Source organism: Bradyrhizobium symbiodeficiens, assembly GCF_002266465.3.
Classification (GTDB): domain Bacteria; phylum Pseudomonadota; class Alphaproteobacteria; order Rhizobiales; family Xanthobacteraceae; genus Bradyrhizobium; species Bradyrhizobium symbiodeficiens.
The window spans coordinates 5,475,919-5,502,751 of the sequence record NZ_CP029427.2; the positions used below are offsets into that span (position 1 = coordinate 5,475,919).

Annotated in this window: 26 protein-coding genes and 3 pseudogenes; 13 read left to right on the forward strand and 16 right to left on the reverse strand. The window is 61.7% G+C overall.

Translation table 11 applies throughout. The annotated features are described in order from the left end of the window. Positions 1–45 precede the first annotated feature (45 nt). The 4 genes from CIT39_RS25730 to CIT39_RS25745 all read left to right on the forward strand — a co-directional run bounded on the left by CIT39_RS25730 (position 46) and on the right by CIT39_RS25745 (position 3,641). Positions 46–1,257 (forward strand): ABC transporter substrate-binding protein, encoded by a 1,212-nt coding sequence (locus CIT39_RS25730; protein WP_094974095.1) that lies wholly within the window; start codon positions 46–48, stop codon positions 1,255–1,257. A gap of 178 nt (positions 1,258–1,435) precedes the next feature. Next, positions 1,436–1,759, forward strand: a complete 324-nt coding sequence (locus CIT39_RS25735) for a hypothetical protein (RefSeq protein ID WP_094974094.1) — start codon at positions 1,436–1,438, stop codon at positions 1,757–1,759. Between the two features lie 150 nt (positions 1,760–1,909). After that, positions 1,910–3,079 carry an NADH:flavin oxidoreductase/NADH oxidase gene (locus CIT39_RS25740; RefSeq protein ID WP_094974093.1) on the forward strand — a complete coding sequence of 390 codons (1,170 nt, stop codon included), beginning with the start codon at positions 1,910–1,912 and terminating at the stop codon, positions 3,077–3,079. Positions 3,080–3,185: 106 nt separating this feature from the next. Next, entirely contained in the window at positions 3,186–3,641 is a 456-nt protein-coding gene (locus CIT39_RS25745; protein ID WP_094974092.1) for a PaaI family thioesterase, read from the forward strand. Positions 3,642–3,662: 21 nt separating this feature from the next. Here CIT39_RS25745 and CIT39_RS25750 read toward each other — a convergent pair whose 3' ends face one another. The 12 genes from CIT39_RS25750 to CIT39_RS25805 form a co-directional block, all read right to left on the reverse strand. Then, the gene (locus CIT39_RS25750) at positions 3,663–4,523 is read right to left on the reverse strand and encodes an amidohydrolase family protein (protein WP_094974091.1); all 861 of its coding nucleotides are present in this window, start codon (positions 4,521–4,523) and stop codon (positions 3,663–3,665) included. A gap of 7 nt (positions 4,524–4,530) precedes the next feature. Continuing rightward, a complete protein-coding gene (locus CIT39_RS25755; protein WP_094974090.1) occupies positions 4,531–5,307 on the reverse strand; it encodes an enoyl-CoA hydratase/isomerase family protein in 777 nt (258 codons plus the stop codon). Positions 5,308–5,333: 26 nt separating this feature from the next. Then, the gene (locus CIT39_RS25760; protein WP_094974089.1) at positions 5,334–6,491 is read right to left on the reverse strand and encodes an acyl-CoA dehydrogenase family protein; all 1,158 of its coding nucleotides are present in this window, start codon (positions 6,489–6,491) and stop codon (positions 5,334–5,336) included. 11 nt (positions 6,492–6,502) lie between these two features. Then, positions 6,503–7,573 (reverse strand): acyl-CoA dehydrogenase family protein, encoded by a 1,071-nt coding sequence (locus tag CIT39_RS25765; RefSeq protein ID WP_162308678.1) that lies wholly within the window; start codon positions 7,571–7,573, stop codon positions 6,503–6,505. Between the two features lie 10 nt (positions 7,574–7,583). After that, positions 7,584–8,810 carry a CaiB/BaiF CoA transferase family protein gene (locus tag CIT39_RS25770; protein ID WP_094974087.1) on the reverse strand — a complete coding sequence of 409 codons (1,227 nt, stop codon included), beginning with the start codon at positions 8,808–8,810 and terminating at the stop codon, positions 7,584–7,586. A 37-nt stretch (positions 8,811–8,847) separates the two neighbouring features. Next, positions 8,848–9,561 (reverse strand): ABC transporter ATP-binding protein, encoded by a 714-nt coding sequence (locus CIT39_RS25775; protein WP_094974086.1) that lies wholly within the window; start codon positions 9,559–9,561, stop codon positions 8,848–8,850. Then, the gene (locus CIT39_RS25780; RefSeq protein ID WP_244607453.1) at positions 9,551–10,336 is read right to left on the reverse strand and encodes an ABC transporter ATP-binding protein; all 786 of its coding nucleotides are present in this window, start codon (positions 10,334–10,336) and stop codon (positions 9,551–9,553) included. The genes CIT39_RS25775 and CIT39_RS25780 overlap by 11 nt, the downstream gene beginning before the upstream one ends. Further along, positions 10,317–11,381 carry a branched-chain amino acid ABC transporter permease gene (locus tag CIT39_RS25785; RefSeq protein ID WP_094974085.1) on the reverse strand — a complete coding sequence of 355 codons (1,065 nt, stop codon included), beginning with the start codon at positions 11,379–11,381 and terminating at the stop codon, positions 10,317–10,319. Before CIT39_RS25785 ends, CIT39_RS25780 begins: the two co-directional genes overlap by 20 nt. Beyond that, positions 11,353–12,192, reverse strand: coding sequence for a branched-chain amino acid ABC transporter permease (locus CIT39_RS25790; protein WP_244607635.1), 840 nt, complete (start codon positions 12,190–12,192; stop codon positions 11,353–11,355). Before CIT39_RS25790 ends, CIT39_RS25785 begins: the two co-directional genes overlap by 29 nt. A gap of 73 nt (positions 12,193–12,265) precedes the next feature. After that, entirely contained in the window at positions 12,266–13,426 is a 1,161-nt protein-coding gene (locus tag CIT39_RS25795; protein WP_244607454.1) for an ABC transporter substrate-binding protein, read from the reverse strand. 82 nt (positions 13,427–13,508) lie between these two features. Then, positions 13,509–14,255, reverse strand: a complete 747-nt coding sequence (locus CIT39_RS25800) for a dienelactone hydrolase family protein (RefSeq protein ID WP_094974082.1) — start codon at positions 14,253–14,255, stop codon at positions 13,509–13,511. 138 nt (positions 14,256–14,393) lie between these two features. Then, positions 14,394–15,173, reverse strand: coding sequence for an IclR family transcriptional regulator (locus tag CIT39_RS25805; RefSeq protein WP_094974081.1), 780 nt, complete (start codon positions 15,171–15,173; stop codon positions 14,394–14,396). A gap of 106 nt (positions 15,174–15,279) precedes the next feature. On the opposite strand from CIT39_RS25805, the gene CIT39_RS25810 reads away from it, so the two are divergent. Continuing rightward, complete coding sequence (locus tag CIT39_RS25810) at positions 15,280–16,086, forward strand: enoyl-CoA hydratase-related protein (RefSeq protein ID WP_094974080.1); 807 nt, start codon at positions 15,280–15,282, stop codon at positions 16,084–16,086. A gap of 30 nt (positions 16,087–16,116) precedes the next feature. On the opposite strand, the gene CIT39_RS25815 is transcribed toward CIT39_RS25810, so the two are convergent. Then, positions 16,117–16,449 carry a hypothetical protein gene (locus tag CIT39_RS25815; protein ID WP_181955117.1) on the reverse strand — a complete coding sequence of 111 codons (333 nt, stop codon included), beginning with the start codon at positions 16,447–16,449 and terminating at the stop codon, positions 16,117–16,119. A 330-nt stretch (positions 16,450–16,779) separates the two neighbouring features. Between CIT39_RS25815 and CIT39_RS25820 the strand changes: the two are divergent. Both CIT39_RS25820 and CIT39_RS25825 read left to right on the forward strand, forming a co-directional pair. Continuing rightward, positions 16,780–16,968, forward strand: a pseudogene (locus CIT39_RS25820) (Hsp20/alpha crystallin family protein); the annotation flags it as partial. 71 nt (positions 16,969–17,039) lie between these two features. Beyond that, positions 17,040–17,649 (forward strand): annotated as a pseudogene (locus CIT39_RS25825) (CBS domain-containing protein). A 153-nt stretch (positions 17,650–17,802) separates the two neighbouring features. Here the strand turns inward: CIT39_RS25825 and CIT39_RS25830 are convergent. Together CIT39_RS25830 and CIT39_RS33275 are read right to left on the reverse strand one after the other, a co-directional pair. Beyond that, positions 17,803–19,026: pseudogene (locus CIT39_RS25830) on the reverse strand (protein-L-isoaspartate(D-aspartate) O-methyltransferase); the annotation flags it as partial. A gap of 22 nt (positions 19,027–19,048) precedes the next feature. Continuing rightward, positions 19,049–19,489, reverse strand: a complete 441-nt coding sequence (locus tag CIT39_RS33275) for a hypothetical protein (RefSeq protein WP_422653153.1) — start codon at positions 19,487–19,489, stop codon at positions 19,049–19,051. 120 nt (positions 19,490–19,609) lie between these two features. Between CIT39_RS33275 and CIT39_RS25840 the strand changes: the two genes are divergently transcribed. The 6 genes from CIT39_RS25840 (at position 19,610) to ppsA (ending at position 25,288) form a co-directional block, all read left to right on the forward strand. Further along, positions 19,610–20,167 carry a nitroreductase gene (locus CIT39_RS25840; protein ID WP_162308679.1) on the forward strand — a complete coding sequence of 186 codons (558 nt, stop codon included), beginning with the start codon at positions 19,610–19,612 and terminating at the stop codon, positions 20,165–20,167. 18 nt (positions 20,168–20,185) lie between these two features. Further along, positions 20,186–21,103 carry a DnaJ C-terminal domain-containing protein gene (locus CIT39_RS25845; protein ID WP_094974077.1) on the forward strand — a complete coding sequence of 306 codons (918 nt, stop codon included), beginning with the start codon at positions 20,186–20,188 and terminating at the stop codon, positions 21,101–21,103. Then, positions 21,100–21,456: a chaperone modulator CbpM gene (locus CIT39_RS25850; RefSeq protein WP_094974076.1), complete on the forward strand. Its 357-nt coding sequence runs from the start codon at positions 21,100–21,102 to the stop codon at positions 21,454–21,456. Before CIT39_RS25845 ends, CIT39_RS25850 begins: the two co-directional genes overlap by 4 nt. A 474-nt stretch (positions 21,457–21,930) precedes the next feature. Beyond that, on the forward strand, positions 21,931–22,326 hold the full coding sequence (locus CIT39_RS25855; RefSeq protein ID WP_162308680.1) for a Spy/CpxP family protein refolding chaperone: 396 nt from the start codon (positions 21,931–21,933) through the stop codon (positions 22,324–22,326). An 89-nt stretch (positions 22,327–22,415) separates the two neighbouring features. Beyond that, entirely contained in the window at positions 22,416–22,802 is a 387-nt protein-coding gene (locus CIT39_RS25860; protein ID WP_094974074.1) for a DUF302 domain-containing protein, read from the forward strand. Between the two features lie 74 nt (positions 22,803–22,876). Beyond that, entirely contained in the window at positions 22,877–25,288 is a 2,412-nt protein-coding gene (ppsA, locus tag CIT39_RS25865; protein ID WP_094974073.1) for a phosphoenolpyruvate synthase, read from the forward strand. Between the two features lie 21 nt (positions 25,289–25,309). On the opposite strand, the gene CIT39_RS25870 is transcribed toward ppsA, so the two are convergent. Further along, on the reverse strand, positions 25,310–26,626 hold the full coding sequence (locus tag CIT39_RS25870) for a glycoside hydrolase 5 family protein (protein WP_244607455.1): 1,317 nt from the start codon (positions 26,624–26,626) through the stop codon (positions 25,310–25,312). Between the last annotated feature and the right edge of the window lie 207 nt (positions 26,627–26,833).

The following is a 26,833-nucleotide window of genomic DNA, read 5'->3' on the forward strand; positions in this document are numbered from 1 at the left end:
AATCCTGATCTCGAAAGTCAAAAAAACTTCAAAGGGGAGTGAAAAATGAGAAATGTACTGGCTGCGTCGATGGTTTTCCTCAGTCTTGCTTCGGCTCACGCGCAGACGCCTGCGTCGAAGCCGGTCAAGCTCGGCGTGCTCAACGATCAGTCCGGCCAATACGCGGATGCCGCCGGGCCTGCAGCCGTTGAAGTCGCCAAAATGGCGATCGCCGATTTCGGCGGAAAATTGCTGGGACAGCCGATCGAGCTCGTGTTCGCCGATCACCAGAACAAGACGGATATCGCCTCGGGCATCGCCAGGCGATGGATCGACACGGAGAATGTCGATGTCATTCTCGATATCGGAAACTCCGCGGTCGCGCTGGCTCTGGCTGATCTGGTCCGGGACAAGAACAAGATGATGATCGTGTCGTCGGCCGGCGCATCCGCCATCACGAACGAGAAATGCTCTCCCAACACCTTCCAGTGGACCTACAATACCTACACCCTGGCGCGCAGCACCGCGAAGGCGCTGTTGGGACAGGGCGGCAACGAATGGTACTTCCTGACGGCCGACTATGCCTTCGGACAAGCCTTCGAGAACGATGCGTCCGCCGTGCTCAAGGAGTCCGGCGGCAAGGTGGTCGGCTCGGTGCGGCACCCCTTCAACACCAGCGACTTCTCGTCGTTCCTGCTGCAGGCGCAGAACTCGAGCGCCAACGTGCTGGCTCTCGCCAATGCCGGCGGCGACACAACCAACTCGCTGATGCAGGCGCACGAGTTCGGCCTGCTCGGACAGAAGAGCAAGATGAGGGTCGCGGCTCTGCTGTTCCAGATCACGGATGCCAAGTCGGTGGGTCTTCCCAATCTGCAGGGTCTGTACACCTCGGAAGCCTTCTATTGGAATCGGAATGACGCTTCGCGCGCGTTCGGGAAGCGCTTCTTCGACAAGGTCGGTCGCATGCCGACCATGGTCCAGGCCGGCATGTACTCGGCCACCTTGCACTATCTGAAGGCCGTCGAAGCTGCCGGAACCCTCGACACCGCAGCCGTGCTCGCAAAATTCCGTTCGATGCCCGTGAGCGACTTCTTCTCGGAGAAGGGTTACGTTCGCGAGGACGGCATGCACATCCACGACTACTACCTGCTGCGGGCAAAGACGGTGGAGCAGTCCAAGGGGCCGTGGGACTTCTACGACGTCGTCGCAACGGTCCCGGCCGAAGACGCCAACATTCCGCGCGAACAGAGCAAGTGTTCGCTGATGAAGAAGTCCTGATCTCCAGGCTTCGTGAAGGATCTTTGAGCGGCAGCCCAGTGCTGCCGTTCAGGGCGGCTTCCACCGCTCGATCGGGCTGAAGTGGCCGGCTTGGCTTCCGGTCCCGCAGAATTTATGCTTATCTCGCAACGAACCCGAATTGAGGATCTCGACGACACGATTCGGGAAAGGATGGTCCATGACCGATCAGGCGCGAGAAGCTGTCGAGCTGCTGCTCAAGAACCGTCAATCGGACAATCGGCAATCCTATCTCGTACGCGGCCGCCGGTACGAACAACTCTCCGCCAACGATCTTTGCAAGCTCTGGGCGGAGCAGATGAACCGCTGGGCCGACGACTCGTTCGCGTTCGACCAGAGAGCCCTCAACGATCTTGGGGTCGAGATGGGATTGCGGGAGATCGCACCGCCCCTCGAGCAGATCGCGGAAGCGAGGCAGAAGATTCTCGCGAAATCGGGAAAAGCGTTGGCGACAATTCTTGCAGACCATCCGGACACAGAATAGCGGAGGTCAACGGTCGCGTGAACGACGCCGTCCAGCCAACAAGGTATCGTCAGCCCCTCTTTTCACATCCATAGAAATGCGATGCCGTCCCTGACGTGCATTGGCATATGTAGGCCAGCTCCCTAATCTGAAATCAACAAGGGAGGCCGGATGAACGAGACGCTGCTGTTCTCACCACTACGTATCCGTGATGTCGAGCTCAAGAACCGGATCGTGGTCCCGCCGATGCTGCAATACGTTGCAGAGCGCGGCTTTCCGACCCCCTGGCACATCACCAACGCGGGCAAGTTCGCCGCAGGCGGCGCGGGCCTTGTCATCGTCGAGTCGACCAAGGTCGAGCGCCGCGGCTGCGGGACGGCCGGAGACCTCGGCATCTGGGACGACAAGTTCATCGCGCCGCTTCGCGACATCGCGAGCTTCATCAAGTCGAACGGCGCTGCAGCCGGCATCCAGCTTGGACACACCGGCCGGAAGGGAAAGGCCCGGCGTCCCTGGGAGGGAGATGGAACCCTCTCCGCCCAGGAGCTTGCAGCCGTCGACGACGTCGACGGCTGGGACTTGATCGGTCCGAGCGCGCTTGCGTTCGGCAACGGCTATTTCACGCCGCGCGCACTGGAGCGTCACGAGATTCCTGATGCGATCGACGCCTGGGGCAAGGCGGCGGCGCGCGCCGACCAGGCCGGCTTCGACGTCGTCGAGCTGCATGCCGCCCATGGCTATCTGATCCATTCGTTCCTGTCGCCTGAGGCGAACCAGCGAACGGACGACTATGGCGGCAGCGAAGCCAACCGGATGAGATTTGCCATCGAGGTCGCCGAGTCCGTGCGCGCCAACTGGCCGGCGCCAAAGCCGCTGTTCGTTCGTCTTTCGATCGAAGACGAGGCGGGCTGGGGTCCGGCGGAGAACGCCAGGCTGGTCCGCATCCTCAAGACGAAGGGCGTCGACGTCATCGACTGCAGCACCGGCGGCCTCAACAGCAAGGTCCCCAACTTCTTCCGCCTCAACGAGTACGGCTATCAGGTCCAGTTTGCGGACTATATCCGCCGCGAGGCAGACATCATGACCATGGCGGTCGGCCTCATCATTCACGGCGATCAGGCCGAAGCGATCCTTCAGGACAAGAAAGCCGACCTCGTCGCTGTCGGCCGAGAGTTCATCCACAACCCGAACTGGGCGATGGACGCGGCGCAGAAGCTCGGCGTCGATCCGACCTTCAGCACGGTCCCGCCGCAAATGGGCTACTGGCTCGAAAAGCGGGCCCGCCGCGGCTTTGGCGGAAATCCCTCCACGTGGCAAAAGGGCATCGCGTCGGATAGCTGATCTCCGCCGGGCGCTGTTGTGTAGCGACATTGCCTGTGCTGATTGTTTGCGAGGCGTGCTGCGGCACGCCTTGTGAACATCAAGCAATTGCGGGCTATCACCAGACATGTCGTACGAAGACTTGATCAAGCAGACCGAGGCGCGACGGCCGGCTGCGTGGGAGTTGCTCGGCGTCGGCGCCGTTTCCTACGATCAGACACGCGATCGTGTCGTGATCGAATGGCATGCCGAGCCTCGGCATTGCCATTCCACCGAAGGGCATCCCAAGGGCGGCATCGTACAGGGTGGAATCGTGACGGGCTGGCTCGATGCGGCCATGGCGACCGCGAGCCTGCTGCGCGGCGAATACCTGATTGCAGTCGCGAGCCTCGAGATCAAGGTCGCATTCCTGCTGCCCGCACACCCGGGCCTGTATCGGGCTTACGGCAAGGTCGTCCGGCAGGGACGCAGCGTCGGCTTCCTGGAAGCCGAGCTTCGGGATTCAAACGACGTGCTCATCGCAACGGCGAGTTCGACGGCGGCTCTACGGCCCAAGAATCCCGCCGGGACCAGCCTGGCGTAATCCTTTCGCAGCTCTCGGCTCTCAGAAGCCGTAGAGTCTGGCCGGATTGTCGATCAGGATCTTCCTGCGGACGGCCTGGTCGGGCACGCAGCGCCTGAACAGATCCATCAGCACGGACTCCTTCGGGACGGCGTCGTCAGCGTGGCCGACGTGCGGCCAGTCGCTGCCCCAGACCAGCCGGTCGGGGTTGGCCGCGACCAGCGCCTTCATGAAGTCCTCGGTGTCCTTGTACGGGCTGCCGACTCGCGTGTTGCGATCCGCACCGGACAGCTTGCACCAATAGCGGCCGCTCTTGAGGCCGCGGTCGCAGAACCACTGGTAGCCACTGTAATTGACGGTCTTGTCTGCCATGGTGCGACCCTGATGGTCGATGACGAAGTCGAGCGGGAGCTTCTCGATTTCGGGCGCCAGTTGCTGCAAATCGCCGGTCTCGATCCAGAGCTGCGCGTGCCAACCGCGCTCGGCGATGCGCGGCGCCAAGGCCTTCAGGTCGTCCAGATTCATGCCGCCGCCCGACAACACGGGCTTGCCGTCCTGGTACAGGAGATTGATGCGCACGCCCTTGAAGCCGGCATCGGTCAACTCGTCCAGCCGCTTGTCTGTGACATCCTGATTGAGGATCGCGACCGCGCGCAGCTTGTCCGGAAAGCGCTTCAAGGCCTCGAGCGTCACCTCGTTGTCCGAGCCGGCATTGCCGGCATGGACGATCACGCCGCGCGAAATGCCGATCGTCTTCCAGACGTCGAACAGCATCTCGACCGGGAACTCCTGCTTCGGAGCGAATCTTCCGGAATAGTCGACGGGGAAGCGATCGAACGGCCCATAGATGTGGACGTGGCAATCGCAACTTCCGTCCGGAAATTTTTCGAGCTTTTCCGTCATGGTGACCTCATTTGCCGGTGAAATTGGCGGACCGGCGCTCCGCCGTGGATTTGACGCCTTCGCGGAAATCGTCGGTCACGCGCAGGCGATTCTGCTCGGTGAGTTCGTGATCCGTCGCATGCTTGACGCGGTCCGCGAGTCCCGCGCGCATGGTGGCGCGGGTCGACAGAAGGCCGAGCGGCGAGCATTCGGCAATTTCCTGCGCGAGCGACATCGCGGCCGCGCGAACCTGGTCCTGAGGGACCAAGACGCTCGCCAATCCCATCGCCAGTGCCTGCTCACCAGTGACGCGCCGGCTGGTGTAGAACATCAGCTCGGCGTTCGACTTGCCGATGGCCTCTGGCAACGTGACGGTCAGTCCGAAGCCGGGATGGAAGCCCAGGCGCGTGAAGTTCGCGGCAAACCGGGCCTCGGGACACGTCACGCGGAAATCCGCCGACATCGCCAGACCAAAGCCGCCGCCGATTGCCGCGCCCTGCACCGCTGCGACGATCGGCTTCTTGTTCCGGAAGATGCGCACGGCCTCGATATAGAGGTGACCGCCATCTCGCTGGTCGCCACTGGCCGGCGCGTCCCGGGCCGGCGTATTGAAATCCGCGCCGGCGCAAAACGCCTTGCCCTGCGCGGCAAGGACGACGGCGCGGATCTCGCCGTTCGCATCGATCTTGTCGAGCGCGTCGGCGATGTCCCGAATGAGCTGGAGATCGAAATAATTCAGCGGTGGCCGCTGGATCTCGATCGTTGCGACCTGGCCTTGCGTGGTAACCGCGATATCAGTGCTCATGTGGAGTCAGATTCCTTTTGTCTTGATCAGCGAAGTCCAAGCCCGCGCGCGATGATGCCGCGCAGGACTTCCGTGGTGCCGCCCTGGATTGTGAGCTTCGGCGCGATCTTGAGCTCGAAATCCAGCTTGTTGCGGAAGGCGTCCTCCTCGTCGTCCTCGAGGTCGAGCAGCGAAGCGAGCTCGCGGACCCGATGCGGCAAGCCCTGCTCCCAGACCGTGCCGAGATCCTTGACGATCGCGGCCTCGACGACGGGTTCGCGGCCCGCCTCGAGCATCCCCGCCACCGAAACGGACATGCGGCGCAGCGTGTGCAATTGCGCGACCAGCCGCCCGATGCCGACGGTCACCCTCACGTCCGGCTTGGCGCCCGCTGCGTTGGTAAGCGCAAGCAACGCATCGTAGGTTTCGAGAAACCGCTCAGGCCCCGAGCGCTCGTAAGCCAGCTCGCTCGTGGCCTGCTTCCAGGCGCCATCGACCTCTCCAATAACATGATCGTCCGGAATGAAAGCGTCCTGAAACACGACCTCGTTGAAGTCGCGCTGGCCGCTCATCTGCCCGATCGGCCGGCAGGTGATGCCAGGCGTCTTCATGTCGACCAGGAACGACGTGAGGCCGTGCCGCCGGTTTTCCTTGGTCGAGCCGGAGGTCCGGAACAAGCCGATCATGTAGTCCGCGATGTGCGCGCTGCTGGTCCAGACTTTCGTTCCGTTGATCAGCCAGCCTCCGTCCGTTCTGGTCGCCTTCGCGCTCGCCGCGAACAGATCCGAGCCGGAATTCGGCTCGCTCATGCCGATGCAGAAGAACAGCTCGCCGCGGATGATGCGGGGAAGCACGTCCTGCTTGATCTTCTCGTGCGCGTAGCGAATGAGGGTTGGGCCGCTCTGCCGATCCGCCACAAAAAAACGGCGCACGGGTGCATTTGCAATCCGCATCTCCTCGGTGACGACATATCGCTCGAGGAAGCTGCGCTCCTGCCCGCCATACTTCTTCGGCCAGGTCATGCCGATCCAGCCTTTCGCGCCGACGCGACGGGAGAATTCATCGGCATTCTTCGCGCCGACTTCGGGCCTGTCGGGATCGAACGTGCCGGCTGCGATCTCGCTCTCAAGGAACGCCCGGACCTCCTTGCGCAACTCCTGGCAATGATCCGGCAGGCGCATGGCGTCGAAATGAATGAGAGACATCGCGGCTCCTTTCAGCGAGAGGCCAGCAGGGGCCAGAGTTCCCTGGCACCTCTGGCGGTGATTAACTCGCCGAGCTTGAGGCTCCAGAACGTTTCGTCACCGAACTCATCTCGCCACGACAGCAGGCGCAGCGTAAACCGGTGCAGTATGTGCTCGTCGGTGAAGCCGATCGCGCCGTGCACCTGATGAGCGATGCCGGTCCCCACTTCAACGGCCTCGCTGCAGCGAATCTTGGCGGCTGCGACCTCAAGTAGCGCGGCGTCGTCATCGAAGCTGGTGTTGGCGATGGTATCCGCGGCCGAAGCCGCGGCGGACGCGGCCGCAGCGACCTCGCCGCCAAGCCGCGCCAGGCTGTGCTGGATCGCCTGGAATTTCGAGATCGGCTTCTCGAACGCGACACGCTGCTGCGAATAATGAACCGAAAGTTCGAGGATCCTGTCCAGAGCGCCCGCAATCTGCTGCGCTCGCACAGCTGCGCCCATCAGCAGGAGGACGTCCTTCTCGCGCCCTCCCGATTCCTTCAGGCGCGCACGATGAACCGGCAGCACGTTCGCGAACTCCACGGTGTCGCGCGCGTCGCTCGCGAGGCTTTTGCCCGGCTTCAGCTCGCAATCGGCCGTTCGGACCAGAGCGACCGACGGCCCCTCGTCGCCAGTGGCCAGCACGACGAGATGCTCGACATCGCTCGCGAAGGGCACCATGCGGGCCTGGCCGTTGACGCGGCCGGTCTTGTCGAGTGTGAGGTGATCTTTCGGCCGAACCGGCGCCACCGTCATCGGCCCGCCCGGCGCGGTCAGACCCGCGCGGTCCAGCAGCCATCCGGCCAGAAGCGTTTCCGCGAGCGGCACTCCCAATGCCGCGCGGCCGGCCTCGCGAATGATGCCGAAGCCATCGCCGAGCGAGGCCCCTGCCCCGCCGGCGGTCTCGGAAGCCCAGGCGAGGTCCAGTCCTATCTCCTGAAGAGACGACCAGAGCGGCGCCTTCCAGGCATCGTCGCGCTTCTGGACAATGGTCTGCGGATCGGCCAGATCCGCAAGGACGCGCGCGGCTGTTTCGACGACGAGGGTTTCGGAAGCTGACATCGTCATTCTCTCACCATGTGGATGGGGGGCGCGGGCCGATCACGCCCTCGCTCCGCAGCGTAGCGATCTCGGGCTCCGACATGTCGAGCATCGACGACAGCACCTCATCGGTGTTCGCGCCCAATCTGGAGGAAACCGCGGCCGGCAGCCTGTCCGCGCCGTGAATGCGGATCGGGCTGTCCGGAATGACGATCCGCCCGAACTGCGGATGCTCGATCCATTCCAGCATGCCGCGTGAATGCATGTGCCGGTCGTTGCACACCTCTTCTAGGTCGCGGACCGGTGCGGAGGGCACCTTGAATTTCGCCAGTGCAGCGCAGGCCTCCTCGCGGGTGATCTTCGAACTCCAGCCCGCGATCAACTGGTCGGTTTCGTCCATGTTGCGAACGCGCGCGACCTTGTCGCGGAATCGCGGATCGTCCGCGAGTTCGGTCCGTCCGATCGCTTGCAGCAGATTGCCCCAATGCTTGTCGTTGGTCGCAATGATCGCGATGTAGCCGTCAATCGCCGGATAGACATTGTATGGCGCCGCGGAGAGCCCGCCGTGTCTATTGCCGGTGCGCGGCGGTGCCCTGCCGATGTCGTACATGTAGGCCAGGTTCGAGGCGAGCGCGGGAAACACGGCCTCCTGCATCGCCACTTCCACCAGCCGGCCGACGCCCGTGATCTGCCGCTCGTACAACGCCGTCATCACCCCGGCATAGAGGTGAATTCCGCTCATGAAATCGACCAGCGCCGGACCGGCCTTGACGGGCGGGCTATCCGGAAAGCCGGTAACGCTCATGAGTCCCGACACGGCCTGCACAGTCACGTCCATGGCCAGATTGTCCTTATCCGGGCCCGACAGCCCATAACCGGATCCCGACGCATAGACCAACCGGGGATTGAGTTCGTGCAGCACGGACCAGCCTATCCCGAGCCGATCCATCACGCCCGGCGCGTAGTTTTCCAGCAGGACATCGGCGTCCTTGACCAGGCGCTTGAGGATCTCCTTGCCCTTCGCGGATTTCAGATCCAGCGTGATGCACTTCTTGTGACCGTTCAGCATTGCGAAAGGTGCGCCCGACCCGCGACTGACGCTGTCGCGCTGACGAACCGGTTCCCCGGCAAGCGGCTCGATCTTGATCACCTGGGCCCCGGCCTTGGCCATCAGATAAGTTGCGTAAGGGCCCTGATAGACCTGACCAAGATCGATGACCGTAAGGCCATCGAGCGGAAGATTGCGTCGACCCTGCATGTGTCTGTCTCAAATCCCTTGCAAAGAGCTATGTCCGCTAAGCGCCGAGATAGGCTTCCTGGATGTCGGGGGCATCAGCGATTTCGCCGGCCGTTCCTTCGCGCACGATTGAGCCCACTCTGAGCACATAGGCCCGGTCGGCAATCTTGAGCGCCGCGCGCATGTTCTGCTCGACCAGAAGCGCCGAAAGGCCCTTGGCCCGCAGCGCTCCGATCGCGCCGAGCACGAATTTGGAGAAGAACGGCGACAGACCGAGTGACGGCTCATCGAACAGGATGAGCCGCGGACGCGCCATCAAGCCGCGGCCGATCGCCAGCATCTGCTGCTCGCCGCCGCTGAGATTTCCGGCGGCCTGCCGGAAACGCTCGCGCAGGCGCGGAAACATGTTGAGCACGTCATCGACCGTAAACACGGGACCGCTGCCGAATGCGTCGACGATCTTCAAATTCGCCTCGACCGTCATCGACGGAAAGATTTCGCGCCCTTCGGGGACGTGGCTGATGCCGGCCCGGCTGAGCGTCCAGGGCTTGCGCCCGTCGATGCGCTGATCCGCGAACTCGATGCGGCCCGCAGTGATCGGCAGGACGCCGGAGATCGCGTTCAATAGCGTGGTCTTGCCGGCGCCATTGGCGCCGAGGATGGCAACGATCTCGCCGCGGTTGACGGAGAGCGAGACGCCGCGGAGCGCGACGACCTTGCCGTAAGCCGCCGAGACGTCCTTGACGGTCAGCAGCGAGCCATCACTCGTCATCGTCAGCCCCCAGATAGGCGGTCACGACTTCCGGATGACTGAGAACGTGATGCGGCGCGTCGACCACGACAGGCTTGCCGTCGACGACGACGAGCGCGCGGCCGCAGAGCTGCCGGATGACCGCCATGTCGTGCTCGACGATCAGGATGGTCCGCCCCGGTGCGATCGCACGGATCAGGGCGATGAAGTCGGCGGTCTCGCGCCCGTTCATGCCGGCGGCGGGCTCGTCGAGGAACATGATCTTCGGATCGGACATCAATGCGATTCCGACGGCCAGCCGGCGCTGCACGCCATAGGCCAGCACGCCGGCCTTCCGGTGCCGCTCTCCGTCGAGGCCGATCAGCGCAAGAACCTCCTCGACGCGGGCCTGGAAGGCCTGCTGATCCCGGACATAGGACTTGCTGCCGACGATCCGGCCAAGGACGCCGTGGTGAAAGCTCGCATGGCGCCCGAACAGGAGATTTTCCAGCACCGTGCTTTCGGCGAACACCGCAGTTCTCTGAAAGGTTCGGGCGACGCCTGAGCGCGCGATGAGATGCGGCGGCATCCCCGAGATCTCGCTTCCCATGATGCGGATCGATCCGCTGGTCGGCACGGTGATGCCGCAGAGGATGTCGAACAGCGTCGACTTGCCCGCACCATTCGGGCCGATAATGCCAAAGATTTCGCCTTCCTCGACATCGAGGCTGACGCCGTTCAGGGCCGTCACGCCGCCATATCGCTTGACGATATCCCGGGCCGAGACGACTGGACGCTCAGCGGCTGCGATCGTCATCTGTCCTCCTTCCGAGCCGGTCACGCAGAGCAACGCCCAGTTGATGCAGTCCGCCGGGGGCGAACATCATGATCAGGATGATGATCGACGAGAACACCAGGATCCTCACGTTCGGATCGAGGTTCATGGCCTGCGGTATCAGCGTGAACATCGCAGCGCCGATCACCGGTCCGACCACGAGCTGCGCGCCGCCCAGCAGGACCATCAGGAGCCCGTCCACCGTATTCGCGACGCTGAAGACCTCAGGCGTGACAATCTGCGTGTAGGGAACGGCGAGCGCACCAGCCAGCGCGGCAAACGGCGCGCTCAGCATGAAAGCCTTCAGCCGGACGCGCGCCACATCGACGCCGACCGAGCGCGCGAGATGGGGATTCTGGCGGACACTGTCCATGGCGGCGCCGAACGGGGACCGGCGCAGGGCCACCAGGAAGACGATCGCAAGCAGAAGAATGGTGGCGGTGACCGCGAAGTAGGTCTGCGGATCCGACAGCTCAAGCGAACCGATCTCGATCGGCGGAAAGCCGAACAGGCCGAGCGGTCCCCCGGTGATCTCCTCGAGATTCGTCGCTGCGACCATGGCGACGCCGGTCAGGCCCCAGGACACGATCGAGAAATAGGCGCCGGTCAGACGCAGCGTGATGACGCCGATGATGGCGGCCAGCACCACGGAAAGCATGAGCGCGATCAGCACCGCGACCTCGAACGGCAGCCCAAGCTTGCCCATTCCGATCGCCGCGCCGTAAGCGCCGACGCCGAAAAACAGGCATTGGCCGAGCGGCACCTCGCCGACGCCGCCGAGGATGATGTTGATGCTCAGAGCAAACAGGGCGAACGCACAGGTGTACCCGGCGAGGGTCACCACGAACGGGTCGGTGAACGCGAAGGCGAACGCCGCGATGACCGCGACGGCGCATGCGACGTAAATGGCCTCTCGCGCGGCGCGCCCGGCCCTGTCGCCGTTCATGGCGCCGGCCCGCTTCCTGTCCATCATCGTGCCGAAATCCTGGATCGCCATCTCAGTGCCGATGCTGCTGGACTTGGCCAAGCAGTCCTTGCGGTCGGAACAGCAGCGTGGCGATGACGAGGCCCCAGCCCAGCGCGGGCGTCCACGAGACAGAGACGTAAGTTTCAAACAGCGCGTTGGCGACACCGATCAGAAGCGCACCCAGCATTGCGCCCGGAATACTGCCCATCCCGCCCAGGATGACGACCGTGAAGCCGACGATCAGGGCGCTGTATCCCATGGTCGGATAGATCGTCGAGATCGGCGCCAACAGCGCGCCTGCAAGACCGGCGGCGGCGACGCCTAGCACGAAGGCCAGCGCGCGGATCCAGGGAACATCGATGCCGGAATAGAGCGCGCCACGCGCGTTCTGGGCGACGGCCACGACCTGCTGGCCCTTTATGCTCAGACGGAGCCACAGACCGAGCGCGCCAAGCACGAGAACTGAACAGACGAAGATGAACGCGCGTTGCGACGTCACGAAGATACCGAGAAATCGCATCGTGCTTTGTCCGAGCGGCGATGTCACGGGGAGCGGGTCCGGCCCGAAGATCAGGATCAATCCGGCCACCGCCGCCTGACCGAGCGCGAACGTGACGATCAGTGAGCCGTGATGTGAATCGCCATACAGGCTGCGACGGATGACGACCCATTCTGTGACGGCGCCGATGGCCACGACGATCAGCACCGACAACGGAACAGCGATGAAATAGTTCACGCCTCGCGACGTCAGCAGGTAGCAGGCATAGCCGCCCATGGCGAAGAACGCGCCATGGGCAAAGTTTGCAATGCCCACGATCCCGAAGATCAGCGTCAAGCCGACGGCGATGACGGCATAGCCGGCGCCAAGCACCAATCCGTTGACGAGGGTTTGAACCAGAAGTTCCAAAGCCGTACGTGCCTTCTAAATTTGATCCGCGCGATCGTCAGTTCGAGCTGACGCGCTCGACCTGGACGACAGCCCCGTTCTCGACTCGCTGGATATAGAAGTACGGCGCCCGCGCCCTGCCCTTCTCGTCGAACTTGAGCAGTCCCCTCGGGCTCGGCCAGGCGTTTTCGCGGATGACTTTCGAGATCTTGTCGTAGTCGCTGTCGGTACCGGCTTTATCCATCGCGGCGGCGATGAGATTGACCGCCTCGAAGATCACAAGCTCACCTTTTCCCGGAGAGGAGTTGAACTTCTTCTGATAGTTCTCGACGAACTCCTTGCCTTCGGCGCCGGGATCTGATGCCATGAAGATCTCTCCCGTAATGACGCCGTTCATGGCGCCTTCCGATGGCTTGATCATGCCCGGCGTCACCACGCCAGGCGACATCACCTCGATCTTGAAGCCGCCGAGCTGGCGCACCTGCTTCCACAGTTGTGCGGCGCGCGCCGGGTAGGCGTCGGCGACGTAGATCATGTCCGGATTGCTCGCCTTGATCTTGGTGAGAATGGACGTGAAATCGTTAGTCTCGGCGTCATAAGTAGAGATGCTCACCAGCTCAATGCCTGCGGACTGGAGGCTCGCCTTGAGCTTCTCGAGGACCGTCTTGTTGAACTCGGAATTCTCGCCCATGTAGGCGACCGTCTTCGGCTTCAACGTCTTGACGATGTAGGCATTGAACGATTCGGAGTTGAGCGACACCGTGTTGTTGATTTGAAACAGCCAGGGACTGCCCTGATCGGTGATCGCATCAGCCTGCGCGCCAGCGTTTACTTGCAGGATACGCTTCTTAGTGACCGAAGACTCGGCAAGCACGACCGAGCTGTTCGTCCCCCCGGTTATCGCTTTCACGCGCCCCACCGACATCAGCTTCTGGACCGCGGCGACGCCGCCTTGCGGCGTGCCCTTCTCATCCTCGAAGACCAGTTCGATCTTCCGGCCGCCGAGAATGCCGCCGCGCTGGTTGACGAGATCGGCTGCATATTCAGCGCCGCGCTGCAATTCCTGCCCATAAGTCGCCGCTGCGCCGCTCAGAGGCAGCGCAAGGCCGATCTTGACCGGGTCAGCCGCCATCGCGCCGGGCGCGTAAGCGAGCTGCACAGTCGCCGCCACGATGGCCCCCAAAGACAACATTACATTTCGGCGATCCGCACGCTTCATCGTTCTTCCCCCTATGATTTGTCTCGCCAGCCCGCGGCAACGCGGCGGCTCCTATGATTTCTGATGGACTCAGCGTCCGAGCTCAATTCAGATTGCGCTGAAAGAGATCGAACAGGCGCTCCCAATGCCGCTCGGTGCTGGCCTTGTGGTAGAGGCGCCGGGTTGGAAAGGCGAAGCCGTGTTCGGCTTCCGGATAGTATTCCATCCGCCCGTTGATGCCGGTCGTCTTGATCGCCTGCGATACCTGCTCGAGCATCTCGGGAGGCGCGTAGTGATCATGCTCGGCCAGCGCAAAGTAGATCTCGCCCTCGATCTTGTCGGTGACGAGATGCGCGGAGTCCGGCTGGTCAGTGACGAGGCGCGCGCCGTAGACGGATGCGCCGGCGGCCATGCGATCGGGAAACACGCCCATCGCGCGATAGACGTAGCGGCCGCTCATGCAATAGCCGACACATCCCGTCTTGCCCTGCCGAGCAGCCGGCTCATTGGCGAGGAAGTCGAATATGGCCTGGGTGTCTTCCATCACCATGGTGTTGGTGAGGTGGCGGTTGAGCTTCCACATGAACTCCAGCTTGTCCGCGCAGGCGGGGTCCCACAGCCGGTTCGCGTCGAGATCGACGCAGCGGACCATGCGGTAGTACATGTTCGGCATGATGACGTAATAGCCGACTGTCGCCAGACGACGGCACATGTCGGACAGCTCCTCGCGGACGCCGACCGAGTCCATATAGAAGATGACGACGGGGAACGGTCCTGGACGGTCCGGGTGAAACACGTACGTGTTCATCACCCCGTCCTTGGTTTTCAGATCGACGACCTTCTCCTGCACGACTCCACCCTTCTAACCATTTTGTATCCCCGCGCGTTCGAGGCGTGGAGTGGGCGGAAGAATGTGCCGGGACGTAGCTGAAAGCCAGAGCATTACAGATATGCGTGCGTATTTACAGATATGTGAAAATGGATCTGTTCAGTTGCGGGCTTTTGTCGCGGATGCGCGATCCTCCCGCGTAACGAATTTGTCGATGCCTTCGCGCAGCGATCTCAGGATCTGCGTTCGCTTGGATACCAGTCGTTCGACCGGACCGCCGACGCCGATCGCCAGGATGCGGCCGTGGCGCCGCTCCGGCAACAACATCCCGATGACGCCCGCTCCGGCCGTTACAGTGTGAAGGGAGATGACGTAACCATCCTTGCGGATCTTGCGCAGCTTCTGCATCAGCTCCTTCAGGTCGACCTTCTTCTTTCGGTCTTCCTCCTCGAAATTGATGCGGCGCACGAGCTTCTCGATGGTCTCGTCCGAACGCGCGCTCAGCAGCATCCATCCGAGGCCCGAACGCGCGAGCGGCCGGATCGTCCCCGGCTTGATCGAAAACTGGATCGTGCGCGGCGAAGGCTGTACATGGATATATTGCATGTACAGGTCGCTCTGGGTTGCGATGCTGACGGTCTCTTCGGTTTCCTTGTTGAGGTGGTTCACCAGCGCCGAAATTCCGCGCTCGCCGAAAAGCGCGCCCTGCACCCAGTGCCCCAGCTGCACGATCCGCATCGTCGGCATGTAGGTCCGCGAATAGCGGTCGAAGTCGACATAACCGAGCACCACCATGCTCTTGAGGACCGCGGACGCGCTTGAGACGGGGTAGCCGAAGCGCAGCGCGACCTCCTTGAGACTCAAGGGCCGCTGCACTTCATCGAAATATTCCAGGATCTCGAACAGCCGCTTGGCCGTCTTGATGACCTCTTTGGACATGCTTCCTCGCTTGCTTTTTCACATAGATAGAAAAGTTTCTTCATGGACGAAAGGCATTTCGGTGGTTCCTTGCGTTTGCTAGAAAGCTCCTCAATGGAGATCGCCCATGGTTTCTGCCGAGCAGATGAAGTTCGAAGTGTCCGATCGCGTCGCGACGATCACGTTCGACCGACCGGACAAGATGAACGCCTGGACGCCTGTCATGGAGAGCGAGCTGCGCCGCCTGATGGCCATCGCGTCCGAGGACGACTATGTCCGCGCGATCGTAATCACCGGCGCAGGCCGAGGCTTCTGCGCTGGCGCCGACATGGGTCGCCTGTCAGATGCGTCGTCGGGAAACACGAGCGCCGCCCCCCCGGTCGCCCCGGCGGAAAGTGACGATGATCTGGCGCAGCGATACAGCTATCTTCTCGCCGTTCCCAAGCCGATCATTGCGGGCATCAATGGCGCCATCGCAGGGGTTGGTCTTTGCATCGCGCTCTATTGCGACCTGCGCTTCATGGCCGCGGGCGCGAAGCTGACGACGTCTTTCGCCCGGCGCGGCCTCATCGCAGAACACGGCAGCGCCTGGATGTTACGTAAGCTCATCGGGCCGATGAATGCCGCGGACCTTCTGCTGTCCGGACGCGTGGTCGAAGCCGCCGAGGCCGAGCGGCTCGGCCTGGTCCGAATGTTGCCCGCAGAAACTTTTCGCGAGACGGTTCAACAGACCGCGTCGGATTTCGCCAATCTCTGCTCGCCCCGATCCATGCGCATCATCAAGCAGCAACTCACAGCAGCCCCTCGGCAAACCCTCGCCGAAGCGACGCAGCTCGCGAACAGGGAAGTCGCGATCTGCCGGGGAACGGAAGACTTCAAGGAAGGCGTTGCTCATTTCATCGAAAAGCGGACGCCACGCTTCACCGGCAAGTGAACGCGCGGACGCCAACGTCTTTCGACGGAACTAGGAGCCAGGCGGAGCGCTCGCCCCGGTCGTCAGGCCGACCGAACTCGGCTCGGCCAGCGCGATATCTTCATTAGCCGCGCCCCGCCCCTCGAGGATCGCGAGAAAGCTGCGGCCTTCTGCGGTAATGTTCCACATGCCCGGCTCGCGCACCACGAGCTTCTGGCGGAATATATCGAGATCGGGCGCACGTTCGGCGAGACGATTCATCCGTCCGGTCCATTCCTGTCCGCTCGTGTAGAAAACGGCAAGGTGCTGCCTGATGACCTCGAGGCTGGCACGTCCGTCGGTCTGCCCGTCGAGAATCTTCAGGATCGAAAGCTGGAAACTCACTCGCGACTCAGACGCTGCCACTTCACCGTCGCCCTATATGTGAGCGGCGGACGATGTGGAAGTCATGACGGATCTGCCGAAGCGGGATACCGGCCCTATCGACGCGCGCTCGGCTGGACCTGCCTGCGCAACCCGATTAACGTGCCGCCACACGGGCACTCAACAAGGATTTCGGCGCGGCTTTACCGGATGTCTGCGGAATTGCCGGCACAGTCAGACGATGGCCAGAAGAAGCAAGAAAGCAACAGCAGACGATCGGATCACGGAAGCCACGAGCTACGGCCCGCCGGCGGCAGGATCGGTCAAGTCTGCGAGAAGCGCGAGGAGACCGAGAAGAAGAAGGACTACTACGTCTCCGAGCGCCGCTACGGCACCCTCGAGCGCTATTTCACCCTGCCGGAGGGCGTCAACGCCGACAAGATCGAGGCGACCTTCAAGAACGGTGTGCTGAAAGTCGTTCTTCCGAAAACCGAGGAAGCCCCGAAGCCGGCCAAGACGATCAACGTGAAGGCGGCTTGACAGCCTGCCAGGGCGAGGTTGCATCGCAGCCTCGCCCGCAGTTGCAACTCCATGATATCGAGGGCACATCAATGCACGCACTTCACGTGATGACGAGAGACGTCGTCGCCGCGACGCCTCATGCGACGATCGAAGAAGCGGCCAAGATCATGCTCCAGATGCACATCAGCGGCCTACCTGTCATCGACGATGCCGGCAATCTCGTTGGCATTGTGTCGGAAAGTGACTTCCTCCGTCGCAGCGAGATCGGCACTGGGCGCAAGCACGCAGCCTGGTTGAGATTCTTCATGGGACCAGGAAGAGCGGCAGCCGAGTTTATTCACGAGAGCGGTCGCAAGGTGGAAGATGTCATGACGCGGAAAGTTGTCTCCGCTCAAGAAGAAACCTCACTCGCCGACCTGGTGGAGAAGCACGACATTAAACGCGTCCCGGTGATGCGGGGCAAGGCGACGATCGGGATCGTTACGAGAAACAACTTGCTACAGGCGATGGCAAGCCTCGCACACAAGATTCCGGACCCGACCGCCGATGACGAGCACATTCGCGGGCGTATTGCGCGTGCGGTCAATAAATCCGACTGGCATCCGTGGCGTCCAGGACGTGCACGACCACCTTTGCCTGGTTGATTCATACTCTGGCTACTATGTCGAAGCGCCAGAGGACTTGGAGGCCGCGGGCTGAACGCCGACGCATCGGGAGCGGCCATGCTTGGATGGATCGTTCGAATTTTCTTTGCCATAGCAGCGCCGATCACGGCGCTGTTCGTTTCGCGAGACGCGTTGAACTTTGGCCTGATTCAGACCATCGTAACGATGCTCCTCGTCACAGCCCTTGTCGGGTTGATCGCGGCCTACTGCGGGCGTGATAGTTCAGGACCGACCGAATTGAATCGTAGAGGCTGTAGAGATCAAGACCGTGAAATGCGACGCGCTTACTCTTCTCTACGGAACCGTTATGCTTGCGCAACCAGGTGACGAAATCGCGCACCTCGGTGTTTCGCCACATCCAGGTCGGAAACCGTGCAAACGCAGTCCACTCCGAAGGCGCATATTGGAAGTGCCGCACATAGTGATCGACCCGGGCAGCATCCGGCCAGTCCGCCTCGATCGCCACGAAGCGAAAACCCTTCTTGACGATCAGATCATGGGTGATGCGTTCGCGCATCCGGTAGAACTCGGAGGTGCCATGGGTTGCCTCGCCGAGCAGCACGATGCGCGCCGACCCGATACGATCCATCAGCGGGCTGAGATCGGCCGCCTCGATGGATGGAAACGATTCAGCGGCGTCGGCGAGATCGTGGACTAGCGTTTCCTCATCCGGAGCGACCGGCCGCAGCGCTCGTCGCACGGGCGCGCTGGTCTTGCCTTCTGCAGTCGCCCATCCCTCTTCTCCGATCAATGGAACGAAGCGGACGTCGGCAATGTCTTCACTACGATATTAGTTCTTCGAAACGCGGACGACCCGGACCAATTCCTGGGTACGCTGATCGGCGCCGACGGGGATGACCAGCCTGCCGCCGATCTTCAACTGCTCCTTGAGCGCCTCTGGAACCTGCGGACCACCGGCGGCTACAACGATGGCATCGTAGGGCGCATGTTCGGGCCAGCCTTTGGTGCCGTCACCGTGCAGGACATGGACGTTATCGTAACCGAGTTCGGCAAGTGTAACCGCCGCCCTTTCCGCGAGCGGTCCGAGGCGTTCGACCGTGTACACATCGGCCGCGATCTCCGACAGCACCGCGGCGGCGTAACCGGAGCCGGCGCCGATCTCGAGCACCTTCTCGCCGCCCTTGAGCATCAGCGCCTCCGCCATGAAACCGACGATGTAGGGCTGAGAAATGGTCTGTTCCCCGGCGATCGGGAGCGGCGAATCTTCGTAGGCGAATTCGCGAAGCTTCTCCGGCAGGAACAGCTCGCGCGGCACCTTGCCCATTGCCTCAAGAACGAGTTCGTCACGCACACCGCGCGCCACGATATTGTGCTTGACCATCTCTGCCCGCAGCGCAGGAAACGACCTCACCTCGTCAGAGCGATCTGGATTCGACGCTAACGACCCCATGATGGCGGCTCCTGCATCTCAGCTACGTTGAGTGCGCCTGCAAACGCCTCGCTATCTGCAATAGTGCCGTCGACCGTCGCGCCCCAAATATGTCCCGCTGATCGGATCGAACGAACGAAAACGTGCAATAGGCCTCCCACCCCGGCGCACCGTAGCCAATCGGTGCAACATATCGCGGAGGGTAGTAGCCACCATACGCGTAAGGGTAATAGGGATACGGCCCGTAGTAGCCCGGCGCGGCAAACAAGCCGCCAATCATCATTCCGGTCAATAGCCCCGCAGCCAGCGCACCACCCCCGTCACCGTGACGCCAGCGGACCTGTGTGACGTTGAGGCCGGTTGACGTTGTCATTGCGGTTGTTGCCGGCGCCAGCGGTGCTGCTATCGCCGAACCCATCGGGCCAGCAAAGCTCAAGAAGGTGACGACAAAGATCGCAACTCGAATTGCAGCGCGTTCATGCATGATCCACCTCCACTAGCAGTTCAACCTAGGACCATTGCGCCTCCATCGATTTGATCGACATCAAGCCCAGAAATGACGAACGCGTCAGGATCAATTCGTTGGATGCAAATGGAGGCGGCCATGGATATCAACGAAGCCATCTATAATCGGCGCGCCGTACGCGAATTCAACTCGCAACCGGTGGACGAGGAAGAGTTGAAGCAACTCATTGATGCTGCCATCCAGGCGCCTAGCGCCGTCAATCAACAGCCATGGCTGTTTACGATCGTGCGGGACAAAGCATTACTCGCGCGCATTTCGCGCGAGGCAAAAGCCCATATGCTCAGAACCTCGGCCGCGGCGTTGGCATCGCATCACTTCCAAAGCATCCTCGAAAATCCCGATTTCGACATATTCTATCACGCTCCGGCATTGGTCGTGATCTCGGCACCCGAGGGCCCATGGGTCATTGAGGATTGCGCCCTGGCGGCTGAGAACTTGATGTTGGCGGCCTGCGCCGTCGGATTGGGAACATGCTGGATCGGCTTTGCGCAGGGATGGCTTGGAACGTCGGAGGGGAAGTCGTCGCTCAAGCTTTCCGGCACGACCGTGCCAGTCGCGCCCATTATCGTAGGGCATCCCAAAACAGCGGTGGCGCCGGTTCCCAGAAAGGTCGCGAAGATTGACTGGATTTCGTAGCCTTCGGGGACCAGGTGAATGAAAGACCCTTACGAGACGCTCGGCGTAACCCGATCCGCGACCGACAAGGAAATCAAGAGCGCCTTCAAAAAGCTCGCCCGCAAATTTCATCCCGACCTCCATCCGGGCGACAAGGAGGCCGAGGCGAAGTTCAAGGCCATCTCGGCTGCCAACGATCTGCTCAAAGACAAGGAGAAACGGCGGCGGTTTGACGCGGGTGAGATCGACGCCAGCGGCGCAGAGCGACCGCAGGAGCGGTTCTATCGCGACTTCGCGGATGGGCCTGCCTACACCACCCATGCCGCGCAGGATGGATTTGACAGCAACGAAGATCTGGAAGAATTCCTGGCAAAAGCGTTTGCCGGCAGAGGGCAACGATCAGAGAGGGCATTCCGGGCGCGCGGTCAGGATGTGACCTATGTGCTGCCGGTGGCCTTCGTGGACGCCGCCAGCGGCGCCACCCGCACCATCACGCTACCGGACGGCAAGACCCTGGAGGTGATGGTTCCCGAGGGCGCCGAAGACCGGCAGATGCTGCGGCTGAAAGGCCAGGGAATGCCTGGCTATGGCGGCGGGCCGCCGGGCGATGCCTATGTCGAGTTGCATATCCAGCCGCATCCGTTCTTTCACCGCAAGGATGACAACATCCATGTCGAAATACCCGTGACCCTGAGGGAGGCAGTGCTCGGAGGCAGGATCGAGGTGCCGACAATCACACAACCGGTGACGATGACAGTCCCGAAGGGTTCGAATTCCGGCACTACGCTGCGGCTGCGTGAAAGAGGTATCCGCAACCGAAAGTCCGGGCAGCGCGGACATCAATTGATCACGCTGAAGGTGGTCCTGCCTGCGGGCGAAGAACCCGAACTCGTAGAATTTCTGGAAGCATGGCGACCGAAAAACGCTCAGGATCCACGCAAGGAGATGGAGCCATGATGGCTGTCGACGATCTCTTGGCCGCCATATCCGCCCTCCAGCGCAGCGATCTCGAACGTTGGATCAGCGAAGAACTGGTCGCGCCGCAACAGAACGAAGGGTCGCTGATGTTCTCGGACATGGAATGCGCGCGGATCCGACTCATTTGTACGCTGACCTATGAACTCGACGTTGATGACAGCGCGCTACCGGTGGTGCTGTCGTTGCTTGATCAGCTTTACGACACCCGCCAACGGTTGTTTTCTCTGAGCCGGGCCATCAAGACGCAGGACGAAACCGTTCAACTCGCTATCGCAGCCGCGACATCGCGGGAGAGCAAGCTCCAGGAGAGAGGTCACCAGCCGGGCACTTAGTGATGTTCGGTCCGGGAAATCGGCGGTTGTCTTCACGGCAAAGGGCGCGCCAATCATCCGCCTTAGGCCTCGGCAACCGGCAGCGTTGCGCAGATTGTGTTTAAAATGTCCCTTTGTGTTTGTGACTGACCATTCTAAGGACCACTGGTCTTTCTCGCTCGCTTCGAGGTGAGCGACCAGATCAATTATCGCAAAAACGATCCTCAGCGCTCCTACCGATTCTACGAGACGTTGCTGCGGTCGAAATCGCCCGACCCGCTGCAATTTGATCCAACTCAAGGACTTGTCGAGGGCGCCTCATAAGATGAAGGATTTCGGGCCTCGACCGAGAGATTGATAGCAATGGAGGACCATGCCGTGCTCAGATTCAATCAACTCGTCACAATAGCTTCCGTATCATTCGCCATCGCAATGTCCTCCGCAGGCGCCAACGCTCAGCCTTACGGACCCGGAGCGCATGGATGGGGACGGGACATGATGGGCTCCGGCACGATGATGGGGCCGGGGTTCATGGGTCGTGGTGGATTCGCGGGCATGTGCAGCCCCGCTGCCGCCGGCTTTTCCGGATGGCGCATTGCCCGGCTCGAACAGGTCATTAAGCCAACAGATGCGCAACGTGCCAAGTTCGATGAATTGAAGGCGACATCCGACAGAGCCTCCGAGGCCCTCCGCCTCGCCTGTCCGACCGACGTGCCGACCACCGCAGTCGGTCGAATGGAGTTCATGGAGAAGCGCATGGAAGCGATGCTGCAGTCGATCAAGACCATGCGTCCCGCTTTCGAGGCCTTCTACGCCACTCTCAGCGACGAGCAGAAGAGCCGACTGGATACGCCTTCGGACCGCGGCCGCTTTTGGCGGCACCCTTGGTAGAGCATCAGCCGGGTCTGGAAGACGAGACTTCGAATTTTTGTCCAGGGCGCGTTCAAGTCGGATGCCGGCTGACCAGGAGGGATCCCAAAATGGGCTATTACTTCAGCAAGACCTTGCCGGTCGGGTTCGACGAAGCCGTGCGCCGCGCCACCGAAGCTCTAAAGAAAGGAGGCTTCGGCATCATCACGGAAATCGATGTCAGGCGAACGTTCATGGACAAGCTCGGTATCGATTTTCGAAACTATCGTATCCTCGGGGCATGCAATCCGCGGCTTGCCTACGAAGCACTCCAGCTTGAGGACAAGGTCGGCACTATGCTGCCCTGCAACGTCGTCGTTCAGGAGATCACTCAAGATCGCACCGAGGTCGCCGCCATTGATCCCGTCGCGTCAATGCAGGCAATTGAAAATCCTGGCCTCAAGGCGTCGGCTGAGCGTGTCCAGACACTGCTCCGAAACGTGATCGACGGCTTATAAGGCAGCCACGTAAAATCCGTTGAAAGGTTGACCTGTCTCAAGACCGGGCAGGTCTAACATGATCTGATGTTTTCATGGCTCGATATATCAAATCTTTCCTCGAAATCGGATTGAACGACGTCGGGCTGGTCGGCGGCAAGACCGCGTCGTTAGGGGAGTTGTATTCTGCTCTCGCGCCCCAGGGGATTTCCGTCCCCAACGGCTTTGCGATCACGGCGGACGCCTATCGCGAAGCGCTATCCCGGGACGGTGTCGCGGACGCACTTCACGGGCTTCTTGACGGGATCGACAAAACCAAGATCAGGCAGCTCGCGAGCAAGGCCGCCAAGGCCCGCGAGATTATATACAAAGCGATGGAAACGCCGCGTCTACGCGAACAGATCGTGGAAGCGTATCGGCAGCTCGAGCGCGAGGCCGGGATCGGGGTCGCGGTCGCCGTTCGGAGTTCTGCGACGGCGGAGGATCTACCGACGGCGAGTTTTGCAGGCCAGCACGAGAGCTTTCTCAATGTGCGCGGGCCGAAGGATTTGTTCGAAGCATGCCGCCGCTGCTTTGCCTCCATTTTCACCGATCGCGCGATCTCCTATCGCATCGACAACGGCTTCGATCATTTCAAGGTCGCGCTCTCTGTTGCCGTGATGAAAATGGTCCGTTCGGATCTGGCTGCAAGCGGCGTCGTCTTCACGCTGGATACCGAATCCGGCTTTCGTGACGTGGTCTTTGTCACGGGTTGTTACGGCCTCGGTGAGACCATCGTGCAGGGCCAGGTCGATCCGGACGAATTCTACGTTCACAAGCCAACGCTGAGCCAGGGTTTCCGCCGCGTGCTGCGGCGCCGGCTCGGAGCCAAGCAGATCCGCATGATCTACGGCAAGCGTGGCGGCAGCCATGCGACGCTCACCCGCAATGTGCCTGACGCCGAACGACAGAAATTCTGCATTTCCGACCCGGACGTGCTGAGACTTGCCGAGATCGCGGTCCGGATCGAAGCCCATTATTCGAAACATGCCGGCGTTTCGATGCCGATGGACATCGAATGGGCCAAGGACGGTGTCGACGGGAAGCTTTACATCATTCAGGCCCGGCCCGAGACCGTCGCCTCGCAGCGCTCAGCGGACTTCTACGAGACATATAACCTCAAGGAACATGGCCCGGTCATCGTCAGCGGTCGCGCGGTGGGGGAGAAGATCGCTTCAGGGCGTACGCGCCGCATTTCGACCGCGCGCGATCTTGCAGCCTTCAGGCCGGGTGAAATCCTGGTGGCGCCGGCCACCAGCCCGGATTGGGAGCCGGTCATGAAGATCGCAGCCGGAATCGTCACCGACAAGGGCGGCCGCACCTGCCATGCCGCCATCGTGGCGCGCGAGTTGGGCATCCCCGCCGTGGTGGGCGCTACGCACGCGACCGAAAAGATCAAGACCGGGACTGACGTCACGATTTGCTGCGCCGAAGGCGATATCGGCAGCGTCTATCAGGGAGCCATTGCCTTCGACGTTACAAAGACGCCAGTGAACGAACTGCGGCAGCCGCGCACGGCGATCATGGTCAACGTCGGAACCCCGGAAATGGCGTTCCGCACGGCGATGCAGCCGCAGGCCGGAGTCGGCCTCGCCCGCATGGAGTTCATCATCAGCGAACATATCGGCGTTCACCCGATGGCGCTGCTCAAGCCGGAGAAGGTCACGTCAACCAAGGCGCGGACCGCGATCGCCCGCTTGGTGAAGGACTTCACGAGCCCGGCAGATTTCTTCGTTCAACGACTGGCGGAGGGCGTCGGTACCATTGCCGCGGCATTCTATCCGAAGCCGGTGATTGTCCGACTTTCCGACTTCAAGACCAACGAGTACGCCAGCCTGCTTGGCGGGGAAGGCTTCGAGCCCAAGGAAGAAAACCCCATGCTGGGTTTCCGGGGCGCCTCACGATATAGCCATCCCGCCTATGCCGAGGGGTTTGCACTGGAATGCGCTGCGCTCCGCCGAGTGCGCAAGGAGATGGGTCTCTCCAATCTGCGCCTCATGGTGCCATTCTGCCGCACGGTCGGCGAGGGCCGGCGCGTGATTGCGACGTTGGAGGCCAATGGACTGAAGCGCGGCGAGGATGGTCTCGAGATTTACGTCATGTGCGAGATCCCGAATAATGTCATCCAGATCGACGCGTTTGCGGAACTGTTCGACGGCTTCTCGATCGGCTCCAACGATCTCACCCAGCTCACGCTGGGGGTCGACCGGGATTCCGATATCGTGGCCTTCGACTTCGACGAGCGCGATCCGGGCATGCTGGAGATGTTCCGGCAAGCGGTGGTCGGGGCCAAGCGCAACGGTCGCCACATCGGCATCTGCGGCGAGGCACCCGCGAACTACCCGGAGATCGCGCGCTATTTGACGGGGCTGGGCATCGATTCGATCAGCGTGAATCCCGCGAGCGTATTTCGGACCATGGCCGCCGTGGCGGACGCCGAGGCCACTCTCCCAAAGTCCGGGACGTGACGCTTCCGCGCGTTGTCGCAATCAGATCGCGGCCGCGACGGCAGCAGCGTGGATACGCTCCGCCGCGGCATTGACCTTTCTCATCATCTCCGTCAGCTCACCATAAACCTGGTCATCGATGGTCACCGTGCCGAAATTGGAGTCCTCGCCGTCAAAGCGGCCCTGGACCGGCTGGTCGGCATGCTCGAACCAATGATAGCCAATCACATTCGGCTTGCTGAGTGCTGCCACGACGTAGCCCTCGAAAGCCTGGGCGCGCTCCGTCTGAGTGGCCACCCGTGGCCCCGCTCCCTTGGAATTCGGTAGGCCCGCATCGTCGCCGCGGAACGAGAATTCCGAGATCAGGCACGGCTTACCGGTAGCGGCGTAAGCGTCAATAACAGGACCTGGATCGAAGTCGTAGCAATTGAATGAAACGACATCCAGATGACGGCCGGCCGCGGCAATCACACCGCTGAGCGGTTGATATCCGAACCGGGAGCCGATCACGAGATGATTGGGGTCGGCCGCCTTGATCGCCGAGACGCACAGTTCGAAATACTTATCGGCCACAACAGCCGCGAAGGCATCGCAATCTGCTGAGAACGCCTCGCGGGCGGGATCTTCCAGGTTGGCCTTGGTCTCTAGCGCATCGTTTACGGCGCCGGGCCGGAGTCTGACAAACGGCGCCACGATGTGTTCGATCCTGCCGAGCTCCTCCCAGGACCGCGCCCGTGTGCGCCATACCGCATTGAATTGAGAAATTTCTCGGTAGTGCGCTTGCAGACCCGAGATTGCGGCAATCCTGCCGGGACGATGGGATGGCAGGTTCAGAAATAACGTCAGAAGCTCGTCGGTGCCGCGCCAGTCGGGCGACCAGTAGAGTTCGTTATCGACGAACGTTCCGAGCAAGCCGGGATCATTATGCCGGTGCCGGCAGCGCTGATCGGCGCTCACGCGGATATGCGCCCAGAACTCGGAATCGAACACATCCGGAAAGATCTGATCACGCCGGTGCAGCCGAAACGAAGCGCCGAGCTCCGTGATCGGCGCGGTCGCCAGCAAGCGCGATCCCGTGCTGGCGACGAGTTCGTCTGACCAGCAGCCGACCGTGTTGAATTCCCAGCTTGCCAGACGGTCGGACACAGCGGTGCGCCAGCTCTGCAGGTTGCCGTACTTGGTCCGGCAGGCATCGGCGTAAGGCACGCGTTCGGTCCCGGCGATGCGATCCTGATCGAATCGGACCGTATTGACGCCCTTCGAGAGAAATCTGCCACCATCGGGATCGACGAGCCAGAATACGCCATTGCGCTCGGCAACGCGGAAGAAGCCGCTCCCGCTGAGGTCGGCGTCGACCACCCCTCCCCATTTGGTTCTTTGCAAGCGCGGACCCCGGCAACATTCTAACGATATCAATCCATCGCACGGCCGGCACGGGGCTTCTTGACCTATCTCAATACCACTCGGAACCGACACGACTACCAATGTCACAGGGAGACAACGTGCCTGAGATCACCGGCGGACCGCGCAACAGCATAGCGGTCGCCGACAAGCAGGACCAAGCAG